Annotated in this window: 19 protein-coding genes; all 19 read left to right on the forward strand. The window is 62.3% G+C overall.

The features are described 5' to 3' along the window. The first annotated feature begins 12 nt into the window (after nucleotides 1–12). Nucleotides 13–576: a 30S ribosomal protein S5 gene (gene rpsE, locus X760_RS46160; protein WP_006333394.1), complete on the forward strand. Its 564-nt coding sequence runs from the start codon at nucleotides 13–15 to the stop codon at nucleotides 574–576. 24 nt (nucleotides 577–600) lie between these two features. Further along, a complete protein-coding gene (gene rpmD / locus X760_RS46165) occupies nucleotides 601–798 on the forward strand; it encodes a 50S ribosomal protein L30 (protein WP_006205449.1) in 198 nt (65 codons plus the stop codon). A 22-nt stretch (nucleotides 799–820) separates the two neighbouring features. Then, nucleotides 821–1294, forward strand: a complete 474-nt coding sequence (rplO, locus tag X760_RS46170) for a 50S ribosomal protein L15 (RefSeq protein ID WP_023717522.1) — start codon at nucleotides 821–823, stop codon at nucleotides 1292–1294. Between the two features lie 191 nt (nucleotides 1295–1485). After that, nucleotides 1486–2826 (forward strand): preprotein translocase subunit SecY, encoded by a 1341-nt coding sequence (gene secY, locus X760_RS46175; protein ID WP_023717523.1) that lies wholly within the window; start codon nucleotides 1486–1488, stop codon nucleotides 2824–2826. Then, nucleotides 2823–3434 (forward strand): adenylate kinase, encoded by a 612-nt coding sequence (locus X760_RS46180; protein WP_023717524.1) that lies wholly within the window; start codon nucleotides 2823–2825, stop codon nucleotides 3432–3434. Before secY ends, X760_RS46180 begins: the two co-directional genes overlap by 4 nt. Nucleotides 3435–3632: 198 nt before the next feature. Continuing rightward, nucleotides 3633–4001 (forward strand): 30S ribosomal protein S13, encoded by a 369-nt coding sequence (gene rpsM, locus X760_RS46185; RefSeq protein WP_006205445.1) that lies wholly within the window; start codon nucleotides 3633–3635, stop codon nucleotides 3999–4001. A gap of 139 nt (nucleotides 4002–4140) precedes the next feature. Continuing rightward, complete coding sequence (gene rpsK / locus X760_RS46190) at nucleotides 4141–4530, forward strand: 30S ribosomal protein S11 (RefSeq protein ID WP_006205444.1); 390 nt, start codon at nucleotides 4141–4143, stop codon at nucleotides 4528–4530. Nucleotides 4531–4636: 106 nt separating this feature from the next. Then, nucleotides 4637–5647, forward strand: coding sequence for a DNA-directed RNA polymerase subunit alpha (locus tag X760_RS46195; protein ID WP_023675128.1), 1011 nt, complete (start codon nucleotides 4637–4639; stop codon nucleotides 5645–5647). A gap of 39 nt (nucleotides 5648–5686) precedes the next feature. Then, nucleotides 5687–6118, forward strand: coding sequence for a 50S ribosomal protein L17 (rplQ, locus tag X760_RS46200; RefSeq protein ID WP_023675127.1), 432 nt, complete (start codon nucleotides 5687–5689; stop codon nucleotides 6116–6118). A 192-nt stretch (nucleotides 6119–6310) separates the two neighbouring features. Beyond that, on the forward strand, nucleotides 6311–7798 hold the full coding sequence (locus tag X760_RS46205) for a DegQ family serine endoprotease (RefSeq protein ID WP_023717525.1): 1488 nt from the start codon (nucleotides 6311–6313) through the stop codon (nucleotides 7796–7798). 42 nt (nucleotides 7799–7840) lie between these two features. Continuing rightward, a complete protein-coding gene (locus X760_RS46210) occupies nucleotides 7841–9151 on the forward strand; it encodes a replication-associated recombination protein A (protein WP_023717526.1) in 1311 nt (436 codons plus the stop codon). Nucleotides 9152–9286: 135 nt separating this feature from the next. Further along, the gene (locus tag X760_RS46215; RefSeq protein WP_023717527.1) at nucleotides 9287–10117 is read left to right on the forward strand and encodes an aspartyl/asparaginyl beta-hydroxylase domain-containing protein; all 831 of its coding nucleotides are present in this window, start codon (nucleotides 9287–9289) and stop codon (nucleotides 10115–10117) included. A 31-nt stretch (nucleotides 10118–10148) separates the two neighbouring features. Next, nucleotides 10149–10535 (forward strand): fluoride efflux transporter CrcB, encoded by a 387-nt coding sequence (gene crcB, locus X760_RS46220; RefSeq protein ID WP_031193553.1) that lies wholly within the window; start codon nucleotides 10149–10151, stop codon nucleotides 10533–10535. Between the two features lie 29 nt (nucleotides 10536–10564). Then, entirely contained in the window at nucleotides 10565–11020 is a 456-nt protein-coding gene (gene crcB / locus X760_RS46225; protein ID WP_051409627.1) for a fluoride efflux transporter CrcB, read from the forward strand. After that, the gene (locus tag X760_RS46230; protein ID WP_023717530.1) at nucleotides 11017–11355 is read left to right on the forward strand and encodes a DUF190 domain-containing protein; all 339 of its coding nucleotides are present in this window, start codon (nucleotides 11017–11019) and stop codon (nucleotides 11353–11355) included. Before crcB (X760_RS46225) ends, X760_RS46230 begins: the two co-directional genes overlap by 4 nt. Before the next feature lie 62 nt (nucleotides 11356–11417). Next, nucleotides 11418–12398, forward strand: coding sequence for an RluA family pseudouridine synthase (locus tag X760_RS46235; protein ID WP_023717531.1), 981 nt, complete (start codon nucleotides 11418–11420; stop codon nucleotides 12396–12398). Between the two features lie 5 nt (nucleotides 12399–12403). After that, nucleotides 12404–13324 (forward strand): DMT family transporter, encoded by a 921-nt coding sequence (locus X760_RS46240; RefSeq protein WP_023717532.1) that lies wholly within the window; start codon nucleotides 12404–12406, stop codon nucleotides 13322–13324. A 75-nt stretch (nucleotides 13325–13399) separates the two neighbouring features. Then, nucleotides 13400–14191 (forward strand): ATP12 family chaperone protein, encoded by a 792-nt coding sequence (locus X760_RS46245; protein ID WP_023717533.1) that lies wholly within the window; start codon nucleotides 13400–13402, stop codon nucleotides 14189–14191. Nucleotides 14192–14376: 185 nt separating this feature from the next. Continuing rightward, complete coding sequence (locus tag X760_RS46250) at nucleotides 14377–16266, forward strand: MFS transporter (protein ID WP_023717534.1); 1890 nt, start codon at nucleotides 14377–14379, stop codon at nucleotides 16264–16266. Nucleotides 16267–16302: the final 36 nt, after the last annotated feature.

A 16302-nucleotide genomic window follows, 5' to 3' on the forward strand; every position in this document is an offset into this window, starting at 1 on the left:
AAGGAACAGGATATGGCACAGGAACGTAGGGATGGCGGCCGCGGCCGTGATCGCGAAGAGCGCGACGACGGCATGGTCGACAAGCTCGTCCACATCAACCGGGTCGCCAAGGTCGTCAAGGGCGGCCGGCGCTTCGGCTTTGCAGCGCTCGTCGTCGTCGGCGACCAGAAGGGCCGCGTCGGCTTCGGCCACGGCAAGGCGCGCGAAGTGCCGGAGGCGATCCGCAAGGCGACCGAATCGGCCAAGCGCGACATGATCTTCGTGCCGCTGCGCTCGGGCCGCACGCTGCACCATGACGTCGAGGGACGCTGGGGCGCGGGACGTGTTCTGCTGCGCGCTGCCAAGCAAGGTACCGGCATCATCGCCGGCGGCCCGATGCGCGCCGTCTTCGAGACGCTCGGCATGCATGACGTGGTCGCCAAGTCGATGGGTTCTTCGAACCCCTACAACATGGTTCGCGCCACATTCGACGCGTTGAAGAGCCAGATGCATCCGAAGGATGTGGCTGCTGCGCGCGGCATCAAGTATTCGACCCTTCAGGCCCGCCGCGGCACCGCCGTTGCGGCTGAAGAATAGTCGAAGCTGACCAGGGATCTGACCATGGCCAAGAAAGCAACCAAGACCATCACCGTCGAGCAGATCGGCTCGCCGATCCGCCGGCCGAAGGAGCAGCGCGCAACGCTGGTCGGCCTCGGCCTCAACAAGATGCACAAGCAGCGCACGCTGGAGGATACGCCCTCGGTGCGCGGCATGATCGCTGCCGTCCAGCATCTCGTCCGCGTCGTGGACGAGGGCTGAGCCAGAGCGCAGGAGAACCCAGATGAAACTCAACGATCTGCGTGACAAGGACGGCGCGACGCATTCCAAGAAGCGTCTTGGCCGTGGCATCGGCTCCGGTTCGGGCAAGACCGCCGGTCGCGGCGTCAAGGGCCAGAAGGCGCGCTCCGGCGTCGCCGTCAACGGCTTCGAGGGTGGCCAGATGCCGCTCTACCGTCGTCTGCCGAAGCGCGGCTTCAACAATATCTTCGCCAAGAGCTTCACCGTTGTGTCGCTGGCCCGCATCCAGGCCGCGCTCGATGCCAAGAAGCTTGACGCTAAGACAGTTGTGACAGCCGAGGCGCTGGTTGCGGCCGGCGTCATCCGTCGCGTCAAGGACGGCGTGCGCATCCTTTCGGACGGCGACATCAAGGCCAAGCTTGCCTTCGACGTGGCCGGAGCCTCCAAGGCCGCGGTCGAGAAGATCGAAAAGGCCGGCGGTTCGGTGAAGTTGCCTGAGAAAGCAGCCGCCGAGTAACGGCAATTTGAAGCACGGTCGGCAAAGGTGGAATTCGGTTTTGCCTTCGGTCGTGCTTTGATCCGACAGATGTGGCGGCCGCATCAACGCGGCCGCTTGCATGTTTGCAGTCCGGAGCTTATCTCGTGAGCTTCGGTGACACGCGCCGCCTGAGCTGCGGGCATCGAGCGTGACCAAGCGGAGAATCAGGCATGGCTTCGGCTGCTGAACAACTAGCCTCGAATCTGAATTTTTCGGCCTTCGCCAAAGCCGAGGATCTGAAGAAGCGCATCTGGTTCACCATCGGCGCGCTGCTCGTTTACCGCCTTGGCACCTATATCCCGCTGCCCGGCATCAATCCCGACGCTTTCGCCCAGGCCTTCTCGTCGCAGAGCAAGGGCGTACTCGGCATGTTCAACATGTTCGCCGGTGGCGCCGTGCAGCGCATGGCGATCTTTGCCCTCGGCATCATGCCCTATATCTCCGCCTCCATCATCATGCAGCTGATGACCTCGGTCATTCCTTCGCTGGAAGCGCTGAAGAAGGAGGGCGAGCAGGGTCGCAAGATCATCAACCAGTACACGCGCTACGGCACCGTGCTTCTGGCGCTGGTCCAGGCCTATGGCATTTCGGTCGGGCTTGAGGGCGGCAATGGCATCGTCAACGATCCCGGCATGTTCTTCCGCATCTCCACCGTCGTCACGCTGGTCGGCGGTACCATGTTCCTGATGTGGCTTGGCGAGCAGATCACCGCCCGCGGCATCGGCAACGGCATTTCGCTGATCATCTTCTCCGGCATCGTCGCCGGCCTGCCCCGCGCCATCTCCGGCACGCTGGAGCTTGGCCGCACCGGCGCACTGTCGACCGGCCTGATCCTGGCGATCATCGTGCTCGCCATCGTCGTCATCGCGCTGATCGTCTTCTTCGAGCGCGCCCAGCGCCGCCTGCTGATCCAGTATCCCAAGCGCCAGGTCGGCAATCGCATGTTCCAGGGCGATACCTCGCATCTGCCGCTGAAGCTCAACACGTCCGGCGTCATTCCGCCGATCTTCGCCTCGTCGCTGCTGCTGCTTCCGGCAACGGTTGCCGGCTTCTCGCAGACGACCAATATGCCTGCCTGGGCGAGCACCATCCTGGCGGCGCTCGGCCACGGCCAGCCGCTCTATATGGCCTTCTACGCTGCCATGATCGTGTTCTTCGCCTTCTTCTATACGGCGATCGTCTTCAATCCGAAGGACACCGCCGACCAGCTCAAGAAGCATTCGGGCTTCATCCCGGGCTATCGTCCGGGCGAGCGCACTGCGGACTATATCGACTATGTGCTCACCCGCATCACCGTCGTCGGCGCCATCTATCTGGTGCTGGTGTGTCTGCTGCCCGAGTTCCTGATTTCAGCGACTGGCGTACCGTTCTACCTTGGTGGCACTTCGCTCCTGATCGTGGTCAGTGTAACGCTCGATACGGTGGCGCAGATTCAGGGTCACCTGATCGCGCACCAGTATGAGGGCCTGATCAAGAAGTCGAAGCTGCGCGGGGGGAAGAAGGCCAGATGAGGTTGATATTGCTTGGACCGCCGGGGGCGGGCAAGGGGACACAAGCACTGAGACTGGTAGAAAGACACGGCATCCCACAGCTTTCCACGGGGGACATGCTGCGTGCTGCTGTTCAGGCCGGCACCGAAGTCGGCAGGCGAGCCAAGGCGGTGATGGATGCTGGTGAACTGGTGTCCGACGCTATCGTCAACGCCATCGTGGCCGAGCGCATCGATCAAGCCGATTGCGCAAACGGCTTCATCCTTGACGGATACCCGCGAACCCTGGTGCAAGCGGACGCCGTTGAGGAAATGCTTTCGGATCGCGGGCTGGAGCTAGACGCGGTCATCGAATTTGTCGTCGACGACAAGGCGCTGGTTGGCCGAATCGTCAAACGCGCCGAGGACGCCAAGGCCGCAGGCCTGCCGGTGCGCAAGGACGACAGCCCAGCGGTGTTCGAAGAACGCTTGAGGGAATATTACAAGAAAACCTCGCCGCTGATCGGCTACTACTACGCCAAGGGCAAGCTCAGGGGCGTCGATGGCATGGCCGACATCGATGCGGTGACGCAGCAGATCGAGGCGGTGCTCAGGGCGACGACCCGGCAGGTTGGCCAGGCGGCCGGCTAGAGAAACGAACGATTGCGCTTGACTGGAGCGGTCCGCTGGGGTATGGCGGCCCGTCTTCCTATCAGGCATGAGGCTTGCTTGTCCGCAAGGGCAAGGCAGGCCGCTTTGAACTGGAAACTCCCGCAAGGGCCGGCCTCCACCGGACGCGGGGCAACTTGAAGCGCCGGCTCGTCCGGCTTATATGGAGAAGAGAAGAACATGGCTCGTATAGCCGGCGTCAACATTCCTACCAACAAGCGCGTCGTCATTGCGCTTCAATACATTCACGGCATTGGCAAGAAGTTCGCCCAGGAGATCGTCGACAAGGTCGGCATCCCGGCCGAGCGCCGCGTCAACCAGCTGACCGACGCGGAAGTGCTGCAGATCCGGGAGACCATCGACCGCGACTACCAGGTCGAGGGCGACCTGCGCCGCGAAGTGTCGATGAACATCAAGCGGCTCATGGACCTCGGCTGCTACCGCGGCCTGCGTCACCGCCGCTCGCTGCCGGTTCGTGGCCAGCGCACGCACACCAATGCGCGCACCCGCAAAGGCCCAGCCAAGTCGATTGCCGGAAAGAAGAAGTAATTTAGGGCAGTAAGAGAGTAGGGCAGTAAGGCAATAGGAACGGCAGACATACTGCCCTACTGCCATATTCCCCTACTGCCTTCTCCCTGGTGGAGCCGCTGGCATTACGGCGGTGTAGAGATCAACTGAAAGGACTATCATGGCCAAGGAAGCCGCTCGTGTTCGCCGTCGCGAACGCAAGAACATCTCGTCGGGCGTTGCCCACGTCAATTCGACCTTCAACAACACGATGATCACCATCACCGACGCGCAGGGCAATTCCATTGCCTGGTCGTCGGCCGGAGCCCAGGGCTTCAAGGGATCGCGCAAGTCGACCCCTTTCGCTGCCCAGATGGCCGCCGAAGATGTTGCCAAGAAGGCTCAGGAACACGGCATGCGCATGCTCGAGGTCGAGGTCTGTGGACCCGGCTCCGGTCGTGAATCGGCGCTGCGGGCGCTGCAGGCAGCAGGCTTCACCATCACCTCGATCCGTGATGTGACGCCGATCCCGCACAATGGCTGCCGCCCGCGCAAGAAGCGCCGCGTCTAAAGAGAATTTACCGAACGCCGCGCGAGCGCCTCAAGGGCGCTCCTCCACGGCATTCCAGGTCGCCCGCCACGATTGGATGGTGGCGGGACAACGGAAGGAAAGCACTATGATCCAGAAAAATTGGCAGGAACTGATCAAGCCGAACAAGATCGAGTTCTCGTCGAAGAAGAAGACGCTGACCACGCTGGTCGCCGAGCCGCTCGAGCGCGGCTTCGGCCTCACCCTCGGCAACGCGCTGCGCCGCGTGCTTCTGTCTTCGCTGCGTGGCGCGGCTGTGACCGCCGTGCAGATCGACGGCGTTCTGCATGAATTCTCGTCCATCGCCGGCGTGCGCGAGGACGTGACCGACATCGTGTTGAACATCAAGGAAATCGCCATCCGCATGGAAGGCGATGGCCCCAAGCGCATGGTCGTGCGCAAGCAGGGACCGGGCGCGGTTCTCGCCGGCGACATCCAGACGGTCGGCGACGTCGAGATCCTCAATCCCGACCACGTCATCTGCACGCTGGACGAAGGCGCTGAGATCCGCATGGAATTCACCGTCGACACCGGCAAGGGCTATGTGCCGGCCGACCGCAACCGCGCCGAAGACGCGCCGATAGGGCTGATCCCGGTCGACAGCCTGTATTCGCCGGTCAAGAAGGTCTCCTACAAGGTCGAGAACACCCGTGAGGGGCAGGTTCTCGATTATGACAAGCTGACCATGACCATCGAGACCGATGGTTCGATCTCGGGCGAGGACGCGGTGGCCTTCGCCGCTCGCATCCTGCAGGACCAGCTCGGCCTGTTCGTCAATTTCGACGAGCCGCAGAAGGAAGTCGCTGCCGAACAGGTTACCGAGCTTGCCTTCAACCCGGCGCTGCTCAAGAAGGTCGACGAACTCGAGCTTTCGGTGCGTTCGGCCAACTGCCTGAAGAACGACAACATCGTCTATATCGGCGATCTAATCCAGAAGACCGAAGCCGAGATGCTGCGCACCCCGAACTTCGGCCGCAAGTCGCTGAACGAGATCAAGGAAGTCCTGGCGGCGATGGGCCTGCATCTCGGCATGGAAGTGCCGGACTGGCCGCCGGAAAACATCGAAGACCTCGCCAAGCGTTACGAAGATCAATACTGAGGCTCAGGCCTCTTGAACCCGCAATGAAGGAGAAGAGCCATGCGCCACGGATTTAAAGGCCGCCGGTTCGCCCGCAGCATAAGCCATCGCAAGTCGATGTTTGCCAACCTTGCCGTGTCGCTTATCGAGCACGAGCAGATCCTCACCACGCTGCCGAAGGCGAAGGATCTGCGTCCGATCGTCGAGAAGCTGGTGACGCTCGGCAAGCGCGGCGACCTGCACGCCCGCCGCCAAGTGATTGCCCAGATCGGCAATGAGGGCGTCGTCAAGCGTCTGTTCGACACAATCGCGCCACGTTACGCCACTCGCAATGGCGGCTATCTGCGCATCATGAAGGCCGGCTTCCGTCACGGTGACAATGCCGCAATGGCCGTCATCGAATTCGTCGACCGCGACACCTCGGCCAAAGGCGCCGGCGACCGCGCCCGCATCGAGGCCGAAGGCACCGAAGAGGAAGCCGCAGCCGCATGAGCTTCGGTTTTTCTGAGAAGTTCAAAGGGGCCTGCTGGCCCCTTTTTCTGTTTCCGAAGCTGCCGGGCAGGGCTTGCAGGGGTTTTGTCACCGGTTTTTGCGGCGACTATCCAAAATAATCGGATTTCAGCGGCTTAGCCTTTCATTTTGCACAATCGTCAGGACAATGGCGCCCGACTTGGAGGATTCGGAATGCGCGTTAAACGGCTGTCCCTTGTTCTGATCTGCGCCTTGATGGCGCTGGCCGTCGTGCCGGCGGCCAGGCACGCGCTGGCGGAGGAGACCAAGCCAGATCCCGGTCTGTCCGACGTGCTGACCGATCTGCTGCATGGCGTCGAAGGCGAAAACGCCACCTCCGGCCCCGACAAGCGCGTGCCGTTCGGCCGCGAGGAGGTGCAGCTGTCCTTCGCGCCGCTGGTCAAGCAGACGGCCCCGGCCGTGGTCAATGTCTACGCCTCGCAAACCGCCAAGGTGACGTCGCCCTTTGATGGCGATCCGTTCTTCGAGGAGTTCTTCGGCCGCTCGCAGCCGCGCGCGCAGTCTTCGCTCGGTTCGGGGGTGCTGGTCGATCCGACCGGCGTCGTGGTCACCAATTTCCACGTCGTCAAGGACGCCGACCAGGTCAAGGTCGCGACCGCCGACGGGCGCGAATTCGACAGCAAGGTGCTGCTCAAGGATGAGACGCTCGACCTCGCCGTGCTCAAGATTTCTTCCGACAAGCCGTTCCCGGTGATCGCCATTGGCGATTCCGACGCGCTCGAGGTCGGCGACCTGGTGCTGGCGATCGGCAATCCGTTCGGTGTCGGCCAGACCACCACCAGCGGCATCATTTCGGCTGTGGCGCGCAGCCATATCGGCGTCTCCGATTCCAGCTTCTTCATCCAGACCGACGCCGCCATCAACCCGGGCAATTCCGGTGGCGCGCTGGTCAACATGGGTGGTCAACTGATCGGCATCAACACTGCGATCTATAGCCGTAGCGGCGGCTCGATCGGTATCGGCTTTGCCATCCCTTCGAACATGGTTCGCGCCTTCGCCGATGCGGCCAAGGCCGGGCTCGACTTCTTCGAGCGGCCGTATGTCGGTGCCGAGTTCGAGGCGGTGACGCCGCAGATTGCCGAATCGCTCGGCATGGACAAACCGGCCGGCTCGCTGGTTTCTTCGGTCGAAGAGGCAGGACCCGCTGCCAAGGCAGGGCTCAAGCCTGGTGACGTGGTGCTGTCGCTCAACGGCAAGCCGGTCGAGAGCGTCGGGGCGCTGGACTACCGGATGGCGACGCTGTCGATCGGTACGAATGCCAGCTTCGGCGTTCTAAGCAAGGGTCAGCAGGCGACGATGGACATCGCGCTGGAACGGCCGCCTGAGGGCGCCAAAGCTGCGGAGCTCACATTGCGCGGCCGTAGCCCGTTTTCCGGTGCCAGGGTTGCCGAACTATCGCCACGGCTTGCCCAGCGGCTTGGTCTGCGCACCGATGTCAAAGGCGTCACCGTCGTCGATATCAACCGCGATTCGCCCGCTGCCGATTTTGGTTTCCAGCCGGGCGACATCGTGCGTGAGGTCAATGGCCTGACGATCGACAAGGCGGCGACCCTGGAACAGATAGCCCAGCAGGATACACGCTGGTGGCGCTTTACCGTCGAGCGCGGCGGGCAGATACTGCGCCAGGTGTTGCGTTACTAAGCCCGACGTCAGCATGGTCGGGCTCCAGGCAGAAGAAGTTGCATGGCCGATCTGTTCAGTGTCGATGAACCGGAAAAGACGCCGCCCGGCAGGCCGCTGGCCGACCGTCTGCGCCCGAAGAACCTCGGCGAGGTCGTCGGCCAGGAGCATCTGACCGGTCCCGACGGCGCGCTGACGCGGCTGATCGGCTCCGGCTCGCTCGGCTCGATGATCTTCTGGGGCCCGCCCGGCACCGGCAAGACCACGGTCGCACGGCTGCTTGCCGGCGAGACAAGCCTCGCTTTCGAACAGATCTCGGCCGTGTTTTCCGGCGTTGCCGACCTGAAGAAAGTGTTCGAGGCAGCGAAGCTGCGCCGCTCCAACGGCCGCCAGACACTGCTGTTCGTCGACGAGATCCATCGCTTCAACCGCGCCCAGCAGGACAGTTTTCTGCCCGTGATGGAAGACGGCACCGTCGTGCTGGTCGGCGCCACCACGGAGAACCCGTCCTTCGAGCTTAACGCCGCGCTGTTGTCGCGCGCACGCGTCCTGGTCTTTCACTCGCTCGGCGAGGACAGCATCGCCAAGCTCCTGGCGCGGGCCGAGGAGGCAGAGGGCAGGGCGCTGCCGCTCGATGACGAGGCGCGGGCGATGCTCATCCGCATGAGCGACGGCGACGGCCGCGCGGCGCTGACACTGGCCGAAGAGGTCTGGCGTGCCGCCAAATCAGGTGAAGTGTTTGGCGCCGAGGCCTTACAGCGCATCGTCCAGCGCCGCGCGCCGATCTACGACAAGGGCCAGGACGGCCATTACAATTTGATCTCCGCCTTGCACAAATCGGTGCGCGGCTCCGACCCCGACGCGGCACTCTACTATCTGGCCCGCATGTTCGACGCCGGCGAGGATCCGCTCTATCTCGGGCGCCGGTTGGTGCGCATGGCGATGGAGGATATCGGGCTGGCCGACCCGCAGGCACTCGTCGTCGCCAACGCCGCCAAGGACGCCTACGACTATCTGGGCTCGCCCGAGGGCGAACTGGCCTTCGCCGAGGCTACCGTCTATCTCGCTACCGCGCCGAAATCCAATGCAGTCTATACCGCATTCAAGGCCGCCACACAGGCGGCCAAGGAATTCGGTTCGCTGCTGCCGCCCAAGCACATTCTCAATGCGCCGACCAAGCTGATGAAACAGGAAGATTACGGCGCCGGCTATCGCTACGACCACGACGAGCCCGACGCTTTTTCCGGCCAGGACTATTTTCCTGAGAAGATGGGAAGGCAGACATTCTACGATCCGCCCGAGCGCGGCTTCGAGCGCGATATCAGGAAGCGGCTGGACTATTGGGCGAAGCTGCGCAGCGAGCGGGAAAAGTAGCTGCCAGTCGCACACTGGTGTGATCGGCGTTGTCTGGTGGGATAAAAAACCCTATCAAGATGCGCCTTCGGCCGGCGGCAGGCCAGAAACGTACCGACGATATTCAGAACGGAATCGCGCCTGGCGCGTGGAAAAATGACAAAAAAATCCCGCAAAACCCTTCGGAAGTTCGCCATAGCCATTCCGCTGCTGGCGCTCGGCTTCTATGTCATTCCCATTCTGACGACGATTTTCATCGTCCTCGGCCTGATCGACGTGTTGCGCAACGACAACAAGAATTGGGCGCTGTTCAGTGGTTATTTCCTGGGCAACGGCATCTTCACCTGGCTGCTTTCGCCCTTCAATCTGCTGGTGGATCTGCTGTGCTATAGAAACCGCGGTGTCTGGAAATTGGACCAGTTTCCTCCGGACTACCAGCGCGAGGTCAACGAGGTCCTGGATGTCTTCAAGGCACGCAAGGACGAGATCATCGCCGACATCGACGCCAATTTCGGCAGCGGCCGGCGCGGCATGTATGTCTATCAGTGGTATGGCAAGCACAAAATAGACAACGTCGCCGAATTCAACAAGGATTTCAAATACATCAAGACGATTGCCGTCTCTGTGTTCAGCGGCAGGGAATCGACTTCCTGGCACTTTGGCCCGCTCCGGCTCAGCCTGCGCATTCTCTACAACCTCATCCCGGTGAAATCGGAAGTGTTCGTCCAGTGTGGCAACGCCAAGAATTACTGGCACGAGAACCCGCTGTTCATCTTCGACGACACGCTGCTTCATCGCTCGGTCAACGAGTATGACGGGCGCCGCTACTGCGTGTTCATGGACATCATTCGCCCATCGCCGTTTCCCGGTCTGATCTCGACGCTCCTCGCCATTGTTTCGGTCAGCGTCGAGCGCATCAATGCCATGTTCTACAAGAACTGGAAGATGATCGCCTCCAGCAAGCCGAAGAAGGTCGGAGCTGCCTGACACCGTAGCGTAACTGGCGCGAGGGAGCACGATGTATCATCTGTTGCTTGTCTGTCTTGGTGGCGCGATCGGTGCAATGGCCCGCTTCTTCCTGTCCGGCTTCGTCGCCCGCCGGGTCGGCGAGACCTTTCCTTGGGGCACGATGGTCGTCAATGTGTCGGGGGCGTTTGCAATCGGCGTCGTTGCGCATGCCGTGGCGCGCGACGGCATGCCTGCCCTTTGGGCCTTTGTCGTCACCGGCGGCCTCGGCTGCTACACCACGGTCTCTTCATTCAGCCTGCAGACGCTGGCGCTGGCGCGTGAGGGCGAATGGCTGCGCGCCGGCGGAAATGTGCTGCTTTCGGTTTTCCTGAGCCTCGGCGGCGTGACGCTGGGCTTTGCCGCGGGAAGTCTTCTGATTGGCAGCGGGGCGCCATGAGCGGCCCGCAGAAGCTCCGCTCCGACGGGATGGCGGGGCGTGCGGCGCGCCTCATTGGCTCGCGCCGAACGAGCCAAACGGTTCGTATCTATGCGACCGTGACCGCTGGCAGCATGATCGGCGGCGTGCTGCGGGCGCTCGCCTCATTGGCGAGCACCGCCTGGTGGGGCACTGGATTTCCCTTCGGCACGCTCCTCGTCAACATTGTCGGCTCATTCCTCATCGGCTTCTATGCGACATTGACGGGACCGGATGGTCGCGTCTTCGCCAGTCCGCTGCAGCGCCAGTTCTTCATGGCCGGCTTCTGCGGTGGCCTGACGACCTTCTCCGCTTTCAGCCTTGAAACACTCACCCTCGCGCAAAGCGGGAAGCTTGTGGCGGCGGCACTCAATATCGCGATCTCCGTGGTGGCCTGGCTTGCCGCCGTCTGGCTTGGCCACATCTTTGCAGTGCGCCTCAACCAGCTGAGAGGATCCAGGCAATGAAGATACCACCACAGGCACAATTGCTGCGCATATTTATCGGCGAAAACGACAGGGCAGATGGCCGTCCGCTGTATGAGGTCATCGTGCTGAAGGCCCGCGAAATGCAGATTGCCGGCGCGACCGTCCTGCGCGGGGCGATGGGATTTGGCCATTCCAGCCGACTTCACACCACGAAGATCCTCCGTCTCTCGGAGGACCTTCCCCTTGTCATCGAGATCGTCGACGACGAGGAAAAATTGGCCGCTTTTCTGCCCGTGCTTGAAACAATCATGACAAGTGGCTTGATCACGCTGGAGAAAGTTCAGGTTCTGCAATATGGAACCGACAACGAATAACCGAGTGAGATTGCGGGTGCCGGCGAATGCCGTTGCATGTTCGCAAAACGGCGATTGGAATCATGGCAGGCGTTGAACAGATCACAGTGGATACCGGTGAGGCGGGCATGCGGCTCGACCGCTGGTTCAAGACCCATTTCCCCGGTCTCGGTTTCGGTCATCTGCAGAAGCTGCTGCGTTCCGGCCAGATCCGCGTCGACGGCGGCAGGGTGAAGGCCGATACACGCGTCGAAGCCGGCCAGACGGTGCGTGTGCCGCCGCTCGAAGTGGACAAGAAAGGCGAAAGCCCGCTCACCGGCCATTCGATACGCAACCAGGGCGATGCCGATGTCTTGGCCAAGATGCTGATCCATGAGGACCCGAAGGTCTTCGTCTTCAACAAGCCGGCCGGCCTGGCGGTGCAAGGCGGCTCCGGGGTCACCCGCAATGTCGACGACATGCTGGAAGCCTGGCGCAACCAGAAGGGCGAGAAGCCGCGTCTGGTGCACCGGCTCGACCGCGACACGTCGGGTGTTCTGGTTGTCGCCCGTACAAGGCTCGCCGCCATGAAGCTCGCCGAAGCGTTCCGGGCGCGTGAGACGAAGAAAACCTACTGGGCGCTGGTCAAGGGTGTGCCGCCGAAGCGCGAGGACAAGATCTCGACCTGGTTGATCAAGGAACCGACGCCCGACGGCGATCGCGTGCGCATCGCCAAGCATGGCGAAAAGGGTGCCGACCACGCCGTGTCCTACTACCGTGTCATCGAGCAGGCTGCACAGACGATGACCTGGCTGGAGATGGAGCCGTATACCGGCCGCACCCACCAGCTTCGTGTCCATGCCGCGCATATCGGCTGCCCGATCATCGGCGACCCCAAATATTTCGAGGCCGACACCAATTGGGATTTTCCCGGCGGCATGCAGAACCGCCTGCATCTGCACGCCCGCCGCATCGTCATCCCGCATCCCGATAAGGGGTTTGTCGACGTCACCGCGCCGATGCCGCCGCACATGCGCCAGAGCTGGAACCTGATCGGCTTCGACGACGCAAGCGCGGAGGACTAGGGCCGGTGGGCGTCGCCACAGATACGCTCGACCGCCGTGACGCGGTCGATCTGGCGGCCGCCGCCATCATGGTCGGGCTGACCTTTTCCTGGGGCCTAAACTACGTCGCCGCCAAGATCTCCTATGCCGGCTACGATCCCGTTTTCCTATCGATCGCCCGCTCGGTGATCGGCGGCCTGTGTGTTTTCGGCTGGTGCCGCTGGCGCGGCATCGCGCTGTTCACGCCCGACAAGACTCTCGTCGCCGGCATTCTGGCAGGCGCGCTTTTCGGTCTCGAGTTCCTGTTTCTGTATGTCGGGCTCGAGCACACCACCGTCGTGCGCAACACCTTGCTGGTCAACACCATGCCGTTCTGGATGCTGGTCGGCGGCCATTTCCTGCTGGACGAAAGCATCACGGCACGCAAGCTCGTTGGGCTTCTGCTCGCTTTCGCCGGGCTGGTCGCGGTGTTTTCCGACAAACTGAGCGCTAATGGTGGCGAGACGTTGAGCGGCGACCTGCTCAGTCTCGGCGCCGGCATTCTGTGGGCCGTGACCAACATTGTCATCAAGCGGTCGAAACTGGTGGAGGCCAGCGCCGAAAAGCTGCTGCTCTATCAGCTGGCCGGTGCCGCCGCCGTCGGCATTTTGGTGATGCCCTTTGCCGGGCCGCCCGTCCGCAGCTTTACCCTTCTGCCGACCTTGGCGCTGTTGTTCCAGGCCGTCTACGTTGTCGCCTTCACCTATGTGCTGTGGTTCTGGCTGCTGCGGCGCTACCCTGCATCTGGCCTGTCGAGCTTCACCTTCCTGTCGCCGGTCTTCGGCGTGCTTTGCGGCGCCGTGTTCTTGAACGAGCCGTTGACCGTTCGTATCTTTCTGGCACTCGGCCTGATCGCCGCCGGTCTTATCATCGTCAACCGGCCGGCCCGAAAACAAAGCCCCGGATGAGCATGCGCGATATTTTGAACGACCTCGAAGCTGGAAAGCAGCTCTCCGATCCGGATCCGGTGNCCCCGGATGAGCATGCGCGATATTTTGAACGACCTCGAAGCTGGAAAGCAGCTCTCCGATCCGGATCCGGTGCGTCGCGCCCAGATCCAGATGAAGACGCCGCTGCCAAAACGCTTCTACAAGACCGTCGCGGTGGCACCGGTCGAGGATGGTTTTGCCGTCCATCTCGATGGCAAGCCCGTCCGCACGCCCGCCAAGGCGCTGCTGGCGCTGCCGACCGAAAAGGCGGCTGCTCTTATTGCGGACGAATTCGCCGCACAGGAGGAGACCATCGACCCGGTAACGATGCCGTTGATGCGTCTGGTCAATACGGCAATCGATGGGGTCGCCAGTGATCCCCAGGCGGTGCTGGAGGATATCCTGCGTTTCGCCTCATCAGATATGCTCTGCTACCGCGCCGATGCACCACAGGGGTTGGTCGACCGGCAGAACGAGCATTGGGATCCGGTCATCGACTGGGCGCGCAGCGCGCTCGGCGCCCGGTTCCAGCTCGCCGAAGGCGTGATCCACGTCGAGCAGCCGCGCGAGAGTATCGCGCTGCTTGGCCAGCATCTAGCCCAACGTGCCGATCCGCTGCGCCTTGCTGCCATCCACGTCATGACCTCGCTGACCGGATCGGCGCTGCTGGCGCTGGCCGTCGATTTCGGCGAGCTCGACGGCGAGGTGGCCTGGGCTGCCGGCCATGTCGACGAGGACTGGCAGGCCGAGCAATGGGGCCATGATGCCGAGGCCGTCGCCCGCCGCGCCGCCCGCAAGCGCGACATGATGGCGGCAGTCAGCCTGCTCGAAGCGCTCAAAGGCTGACGGCACCGCCCGCTATTTCGCACTGCACATTAGACCAAAGTCATAATCCCAAAGGCGGTCTGCCTCTGGGCACTGCTTTCTGTCATTTTTTGCACCGGTGGCTGCACTGAGTCTGCGTTCCGAGGAAACGCGGACGATGACGCGCAGCATCGAGGACCGACGGAATCACACGGGAGGATACACTCATGGCAATGGCATCGACCGCCGGCAAAACAAGCCGCGGCATGACGCGCGAGGAGAAGAAGGTCATCTTCGCCTCCTCGCTCGGCACCGTTTTCGAATGGTATGATTTTTATCTCTACGGCTCGTTGGCAGTGTTCATTGGTTCGACTTTTTTCAGCCCAACCATCCCGGAAGCTACGCGCAATATCTTCGCGCTGCTGGCTTTCGCCGCTGGCTTCCTCGTGCGTCCGTTCGGCGCATTGCTGTTCGGCCGCATCGGCGATCTTGTCGGCCGTAAATACACTTTCCTTGTCACGATGACGATCATGGGCCTGTCGACCTTCCTGGTCGGCTTGCTGCCTGGCTATGCGACTTTGGGCATTGCCGCTCCCGTGATCCTGATCATCTTGCGCATGTTGCAAGGCCTGGCGCTCGGTGGCGAGTATGGCGGTGCCGCGACCTATGTCGCCGAGCACGCACCCGACGATCGCCGCGGCTACTACACGTCGTGGATACAGACGACGGCAACGCTCGGCCTGTTCCTGTCGCTGGTCGTCATCCTGATCGTCCAGGGGTCGATGGCCAAGGAAACCTACGCCGCGTGGGGTTGGCGCATTCCTTTCATCGTTTCCTTTCTGCTCCTCGGGATTTCGATATGGATCCGGCTGTCGCTTTCTGAATCGCCGACCTTCCAGCGCATGAAGGACGAAGGCAAAGGCTCCAAGGCGCCATTGACGGAAGCCTTCGGCCAATGGAAGAACGCAAAGATTGCGCTGCTGGCACTGCTCGGCCTCACAGCCGGCCAGGCCGTGGTCTGGTACAATGGCCAGTTCTACGCGCTGTTCTTCCTAACCAACGTGCTCAAGGTCGACGCGCAGTCGGTCAACATCATGATCGCAATCGCGCTGGCGGTCGGCTCCATCTTTTTCGTCGTGTTCGGCTGGCTCTCCGACAAGATCGGTCGCAAGCCGATCATCATGGCCGGCCTTGCACTGGCGATCGTCTGCACTTTCCCGTTGTTCAAGGCGCTGACCTGGGCAGCCAACCCGGCGCTCGCCACCGCGCAGCAAAACACGCGCGCGACGGTCACCGCGGCACCGGGCGACTGCAAGTTCCAGTTCAATCCGGTGGGCACGGCGAAGTTCACGACGTCCTGCGATATCGCCACCTCGTTCTTGACCAAGAACTCAGTGCCTTATGACGTGGTAACGACGGCAGCCCCCGGCACTGCAGCGTCGGTCAAAATCGGCAACGAGACAGTTGAGTCGTACGACGCGACTGCGGCCGGCGATCAAGCCAAGGCTAAGGACGCCGTTTTCGCCAAAGCGGTAAACACAGCGCTTCGGGACGGCGGCTATCCGCTGAAGCGGGCAGCGGCCAAGGTGCCGGACCAGAAGCTTGAGGCCTTCATTGCGGCCAATCCCGAGCTGAAGCTCGATACGGCCGCGATCCGCTCCGGCGACAAGGCGACGGTCCCGACCGACCAGGCGATCAAGGACAAGCTGCTGACTGCCGATGAGGCTGCGGGAGCCCCCGAGGTCACTGTCTACACCATACCGGGCGGCGGTCCCTTTGCCATGTTTGCCGACCCGGCCGCGGTCAACTGGCCGATGACGATCGCCATCCTGTTCGTCCTCGTGATCTTCGTCACGATGGTGTACGGGCCGATCGCCGCGATCCTGGTCGAGATGTTTCCGACCCGCATCCGCTACACCGGAATGTCGCTGCCCTACCATATCGGCAATGGCTGGTTCGGCGGGCTGCTGCCGGCGACGGTGTTCGCGCTCAGCGCCTACAAGGGCGACATCTACTACGGTCTCTGGTACCCGGTGGTGATCGCGGCGATGTCGCTGGTCATCGGCATGATCTTCATCAGGGATACCCTCGGAACAGACCTGCATACCAAGCAATAGCCGACCTGTCCCGATTCAAAGCAAAGCCCGGCGCGA

Origin of the sequence: Mesorhizobium sp. LSHC420B00, assembly GCF_000503055.1 — a bacterium.
Taxonomy (GTDB): Bacteria; Pseudomonadota; Alphaproteobacteria; order Rhizobiales; family Rhizobiaceae; genus Mesorhizobium.